This window comes from Komagataeibacter nataicola (assembly GCF_003207795.1).
Lineage (GTDB): Bacteria > Pseudomonadota > Alphaproteobacteria > Acetobacterales > Acetobacteraceae > Komagataeibacter > Komagataeibacter nataicola.
Genome location: NZ_NIRT01000062.1, coordinates 1 through 6,381, shown reverse-complemented (window position 1 = coordinate 6,381; position 6,381 = coordinate 1). Strand labels below are relative to the sequence as shown.

The following is a 6,381-nucleotide window of genomic DNA, read 5'->3' as shown; positions in this document are numbered from 1 at the left end:
GCGCTCACGGAACTCAGGTGAATAACGTGATGTCTTCTTCTCTACCATAGGGTTCATCCTCCGAGAGTTTTACTCTCCGGTAAACCCGGGGAAGTTCAAGGGATCGATCTTAAAGCCGCCCGACGCGGCGCCACGGGATGCAGGGGGCAGGATGGTGGTCGTGGTCATGGAAAACTCTCCTCTGATGCCGGTTATTCGGCACAGAAGGCGAAGCCGACCTCTCCCTCTTTCCGGGACGCCGGACATGAAAAAAGCGGCTTCCGGGTACCGGAAGCCGCTGTCTCACAATCCCGAAATCCATAATGCTATTCGGCGGCGATGGCCTCCACGTCCTCGCCTGCCGTCACTGGCTCAACAGGCGCCTGCCCTGCACCACCCACCGTCCGCAACGCCTCGGGCAGCCAGCCCGAACCATCCAGCAGCCGTTCGGCCTCGCGCGCCATGTCGGGCTTCTTCATGTGGGCGATGCGCTCTGCCGTCTCGTCGCCGCGTGCCTCCCGCACGGCCTGCAAGATGCGCGCCTTGGTCACCCGGCCGAGATAGTTCTCGACGGTCGGCTGCCAGCCTGCCTCAACCAGATCAAGGCTAAGGGCCGATGCCAGACGGTCTGCCCGCTTCAGACGCTCGGTGACGCTGCGCTGGGACACTGCCCCATACGATGGCATGCGCTCATAAAGCGCGTTAACCCCGAAAGACAGGCAGTGCGCCAGCAACGCCATGCGGCTGGCATCGTCCAGCCCGTCGATCCAGCGCCACAGTGCTTCCTCGTCCTCAGGCAAATCGTGTTTCCAGCCCTCATTGCGCTGGCGAAGGGCATGAGCCGGCAGGCTGCCGGGCATCTCGGAGGAATGAACCGGCAGCGCGATTTCGCGGACATAGGCTTCCAGGCAATCGGCCCCCGGTGTCTGCCAGTAAACATCGCGCACCAGTGTATGCAGGAATTCGGTCAACGCGATACGCGGATTGGCCGCGAACGCATCCCGCAGCGCCAGCGTGCGCCAGGCTGTCAGTTCGGTCAGCAGCCGGTCTGGCAGCGGCTTGATCCCCTCTTCTTCCTCGGGCTCGACATCGGGAACGAGGCTGTTGCCCTCCCCGCCCCCGTCGTCGCCATCATCAGCAAGACGTTCATCCCGCCCATCATACGCAGCATGATCGGTCTCTTCGGGCTCGGTCGGCATGTCTTCGGGCAGCACGAAGCCCCTCTCCACCTGTAGCGCGCCATCGCTGGCAAGGCTGACGAAAGCCCCTGCCCGCCCCATGTCGGCAGGATCGAACGCCAGTGGCCGTTCCTCCAGGGCAAGGATGGCCTGTTCGATCTCGCCCAGCCGTGTATCGACCTCGTCAGGATATTCATCGGCCTGCGCATATTCGGCCTCAATGGCTTCCTGCTCGGCACGCAGGGCTTCGAGACGGGCGGTTTCTTCATCGGACAGCGGCATCTCCGTGCCGTCGATCTCCGCGAAATGTCGTGTGTGACCCCACGGGAACGACAGGGACGTTTCGACCCATTTCCAGCCCTCGGCGCGGATATCCTCAGCGGCTGTGTGCAGTTTTTCCATGACCAGCCTGTCCAGAATGGCCGGATCCTGCAGCCAGCCGCCGTCGTCGGCTTCGAACAGGTCGCGCATGATGTGACCACCGGCTGCGAGATAGGCGTCCAGCCCGACGAAACGAACACGTGCGTCCGACGCCCGCACGGTCTTTTCCGTCAGCATGCGGCGGATGACGTAGGGCTCGCGATTATGGCTCTGGGCCACAACCTCCCAGACCTGTTCCTGTCGGGCATGGTCGTCACTGATGGAAAAGGCCATCAGCTGTTCCAGCCGCATCCCGTCCTGCTCATAGATTTCAAGCAACCTGTCGGACACCGTCATCAGCCGCAGACGCTGTTTGACCACGGCGGGCGCGACAAAGAATGCGGCAGCGATTTCCTCTTCGGACATGCCCTTCTCCAGCATGTCACGAAAGGCACGAAACTGGTCCAGTGGATGCAGGGCCAGCCGCTGGACGTTCTCGGCCAGAGAGTCATCCTCGGCAAGAATGGCCGACCCGGCCTCGCGTACGACGCAGGGCACCGGGGCGGTCTTCGCCAGTTTCTTCTGCTTCACCAGCAGTTCAAGGGCACGGAAGCGCCGTCCGCCGGCAGGGACTTCGTAAGTGCCGGTCTCGGCCCCATCGCCGTCCAGCACGGGACGGACGTTCAGGCTCTGTAGCAGCCCGCGACGCTCGATGTCGCGGGCCAGTTCGTCGATCGACAGGCCGGATTTCACACGCCGCACATTGGACTGGGACAGCACCAGCCGGTTGAACGGGATGTCGCGGGATGAACTCAGGGTGATTTTGGGAATAGCGGTCGCCATGGCGAAAAACTCCATGACGGGCGGGCCGGAGACTCTCTCCTACCCTCTCAACCCGTCACGAAAATCCGCGCAGCCCTCTGACTCTAACGATTACACCCGCCCCACACCCTCTTTCACGGCAGAAAAATGACGGCAATAGGGGGAAAACGGAAGGTCCGGTTCTGGACAACGCACCTTTCTTGGCAGACACTCTCCGTAGATAACGTTCATGTCCGGCGGAGTATATTACAATGATAGAAGCATACTTAAAAAAACGAGGAGAAATAACTAATACTGTTTTTATAGAAAATTGTGGCGTGCCTGCAGAGCAAATTAGCAAGTTGATTCATTCATTCTCTCACGCTCTAATCCGACGCGACGACTATGGGGCGTGGTCATTTCCGGGAAGCTCACTATTTATCGGATATAATGGTCGCAAAATTGCTCTATCCACTATTCATCAATTAAAACAAAAAATGGACGTGCCTAGGAATTTAGAAAACGTTATGTTTTCAACGACAATGGATAATCAACACGTCGTACCAAATAGTATATTTAGTGATGAATCTGCACCAGAAGAGGGTCTCGATATTGCATTATACGAGCTTCCGTCCTTTGCGACTGACGGAAAAGTTTTATGCTCTACCCAGTTTTATCCCCTGCTCGAAGACAGGCTATGGCCTGCAGGAGCTATTGACGATTTTATGTTCGTATGTGGTTTCCCCGAATATGTCGATAAACAATATGGTCCTTCACCTACTTTAGATTACCCCGAATGGGACGATAAAATCTCAGATATTACAGAAGCAAATTTCTGTACATCCAACGTTTTAATGAGTGCATTAAAAATAACAAATCAGACGAGGCAGGGATTCTTTTCTGCGCAGTTATTGGTTGATGGTCATATTTGTGTAAACGGGCTTAGTGGTTCACCTATATTTTATATCGGAAAAAATAAAGAAGGATTATTTCTTGGTCTTGCTGGGATAGTTGTTAGAGGATCCTGTGGATCAAAAGTGTTGAATTTTGCACCTGCTAGTTATGTATACTCCATTATAAATAGCTATATTTCATTAAATACCGATACAACAGATGATAAAACGCCTTCATAATAATAAACATACAAGTTTTTATGTAGAATATACATAAAAAATACGAAAATTGTTTTTTGAAGCGGGCGTTTCGGCATCGGAGATATCTGTTATTTAATTATATCTTAACGAAGACACGCATATTTACTTTAATATACCAGTTCGTCATAGGTCAATGTTCTTTCTTTCCGGAAGTGTTGGCATTTGAACCCTTGTCGTTCGGGCGTAAATGTCGTTTCTTTGCACGTGAGCATCATGTCAATAAATAATGATTAGTTTAAATACATAAAGGGAGCTGTGAATGTCTACACTTGAACGTATTATCTTGCATGAACTGGGTCATCTCGTCGTCGATCTGTCTTTAAGCAAGTGGTCTGGATGGATGATTTACAATAAATTGTACGGAAAAAATCAATTTTTTTGTGAGCCCTTCCAAAGGCGGTGGCGCGACCCACTGATGAAAAGCGTGGCTGATTGGGAGAATATGGCGGCGTCAGCGTATGGAGGCTACGCTGCCGTAGAATGTGGAATCTCGCGTGGTTATGCTGTTCTCAATGACAGCAATGATCCCCCATCGAATCCCGGTCGTTTCGGCTTTGATGGTGACGATTCCCAGATCGTAGACGGCATCCTTGCCATCAATCGAACATTTGACCCCGGTATGTTCCATATTGATGCTAAGACAAAGGCGGACAACGTTGTGAACACCGAGTTCACAACGTTGTGGAACGTGACACAGCGGATAGTAGGCGAAATAAATACCAAAGTACTTTCTTCATTTTATTACGACAGGATGGACCTTTCTGCTGACTTCCCTCACCTTGAGGTCCGTAATATTTAACATAAAATGTATATAGACAAGTCAATGAACGCCATATGCCAGGAGAGAAACCGAACATTACTTATAACAAGATGACGGGTATCGATAGCTTGTGTCCCTGACACAATTGAGGTGGACGGTTTTAGAACCCTCCAGATGTCTGGTTCTCCGTACGATCAATTGCGCCGCTATCGGTCTCACCCGGCGGAACATCAAATTTCTAAAATACGTCCGCTTCCAAGAAACTAAGCATCTCGATTCAATGACCGGAATGAGGCGAGTAACGCCTGTCTGCTGCATATTCCTTGAGCGGACAGGCAGTTCAGAAGGAGATAGCGGTCGGTCTGCTTTAGGGGCAGTGCAACCAGTTGCAGACCTATCTAACAATCCCGGTGCGGTTTACTCTATTGGCGAACTCTTTTCGGATTATAGCCAAGAGCCCCCAAATCACGCAGAGAAAGTCGAGCAGCCAGCCATGACATTGAAAAAGAAATCTCTTCTTTCATGCCGGATGCCTTACTATCCCGGCCATTATCATGACGTCCCAAGCATCATCTAGGACGTTCCGTAAAGCGTCGGACGGCTGTCAATGATATTCTTGTCGGCTCCAACCATCGTTGGGCGAATCCACAGCAACCTGCTTTCTGCCAGCGCCTTCCCAAACCGTTGATTCCGCCAGTGTCCTCGGCGCCAGTGACCAACGGCTGTCCCGCCGAGCGTCTTTCGCTTCTCGAATGACGTTCGATAGCCGCAGAAATTGATCCAGCGGCAACCGTCCTGACGTGCTCGCGCTTCTGCCATTTTTCTGGCTTTGCCCTTGGCCCGCCCGACTTTTTCATGGACACGCGGATCGTTTAGTCGTTTTTCCTGAGCGCGCTCGGGATAATTCAAGTAGCAGACGAGGTTGAACACCAGTCTCGTGACCTCCTTCAGCACCGTCGGATCGGAAATCACGTTGCGAAGATCGTCAGGATGCCCGTCTTCTTCTCTAAAGGTATCCATTGGAATCGCCGATCGGCGACCGCGTTCGATGCCATCTCCAACCGTATTGCGGTGCGAGACAAAATCGTAGTGCGCACGGAGCGTTGGCTGGCCCAAAAGATCGGTCAATGAAAGTGACGCCGGAGCATGATTACGCCGACGGAACGTGAAATCCACCGTGAACATCAAGTATGAGCACCACTCACCCGAACCGCGGATATCCACCTTTTCTGCGATTTCATCCATCACCGCATCGGGATCTAGCAGGTATCGGTCGTAAAGCTGTTGGGCAGCCGTATTTTCGGCCAATAGCTTCGCAATATAACTGTCAAAGCTTGCAAAACTTTCTGAGTCGTCCTTACGCAGACTCTCCAGAGCGCCTGGTATTCGCTCAAGATCCGCCCATTGCTTCCTCTGCTCAGCGATCAGTTCGTTCGGAGGACGGGGCTTCATCCGGAGAGAGTCAACCAGGCAAATTTCAGCCGTGACATAGAATCCATCGATGACCCAGTCGCGATTGTAGTCGGGCAAAAAATGTCCCGGCGCAAGAGCGACATAGAACGTGTCGTATGGCATCCGCAGATTCTGGATGGGTAACTCATCCACGTCCGTATCGGCCAGCATTGCCAACAGGTCGGGCGCAAACTCGAATATTTGTTGACCATCGTGGCGCCAGTTTCGGAGCACCGAGCGCCAATTCTCTTCACGCAGGATAACCTCCCAGGCGGTTCTTTCCGGCACACCTTGAGGGAAATCGGCAAGAAAGGCATCTTCGTGAGGCGCCACCACCTGTCGGTAATAGTTTTCCCGCTCTGCGTCGGTACCGTCCGGCCTATTACTATCGACTGCCCAATAAGCATCGAGCCGAGGTTGTAAACCGCGCAATTCAGTTTCATGACGCCAAGCGTGCAACTGAGATAGCCTCACGGCCGGATTCTTCAAAATCGCCCCCAACAAAGATAGATTTAGCTCACTGCCGGTCTGCACTCATACCCAATAACAAATGTTCATCTTAATCGGAAATCGAGACGATACATCGCCTAAACTCTGCTAGGCTCAGGACCCATTGATTTTTGTAGGGAATTTTGATTCAGGCTCTGCAAGGAGACTGAAGATGAGCGACCTGTTCTGGCTGACGGATGAACAGATG

The 6,381-nt window shown here is 52.9% G+C and carries 4 protein-coding genes and 1 pseudogene; 2 read left to right on the top strand and 3 right to left on the bottom strand.

The annotated features are described in order from the left end of the window. Positions 1-99: 99 nt before the first annotated feature. Positions 100-246, bottom strand: a pseudogene (locus CDI09_RS18720) (DUF932 domain-containing protein); the annotation flags it as partial. A gap of 59 nt (positions 247-305) precedes the next feature. After that, positions 306-2,360, bottom strand: a complete 2,055-nt coding sequence (locus CDI09_RS16920; protein WP_110571452.1) for a ParB/RepB/Spo0J family partition protein — start codon at positions 2,358-2,360, stop codon at positions 306-308. Positions 2,361-2,590: 230 nt separating this feature from the next. Between CDI09_RS16920 and CDI09_RS17975 the strand changes: the two genes are divergently transcribed. Continuing rightward, positions 2,591-3,451: a hypothetical protein gene (locus tag CDI09_RS17975; protein ID WP_146220938.1), complete on the top strand. Its 861-nt coding sequence runs from the start codon at positions 2,591-2,593 to the stop codon at positions 3,449-3,451. A gap of 280 nt (positions 3,452-3,731) precedes the next feature. Next, positions 3,732-4,271 (top strand): hypothetical protein, encoded by a 540-nt coding sequence (locus tag CDI09_RS16915; protein ID WP_110571451.1) that lies wholly within the window; start codon positions 3,732-3,734, stop codon positions 4,269-4,271. Between the two features lie 534 nt (positions 4,272-4,805). On the opposite strand, the gene CDI09_RS16910 is transcribed toward CDI09_RS16915, so the two are convergent. Continuing rightward, the gene (locus CDI09_RS16910; protein WP_146220937.1) at positions 4,806-6,218 is read right to left on the bottom strand and encodes a hypothetical protein; all 1,413 of its coding nucleotides are present in this window, start codon (positions 6,216-6,218) and stop codon (positions 4,806-4,808) included. Positions 6,219-6,381: the final 163 nt, after the last annotated feature.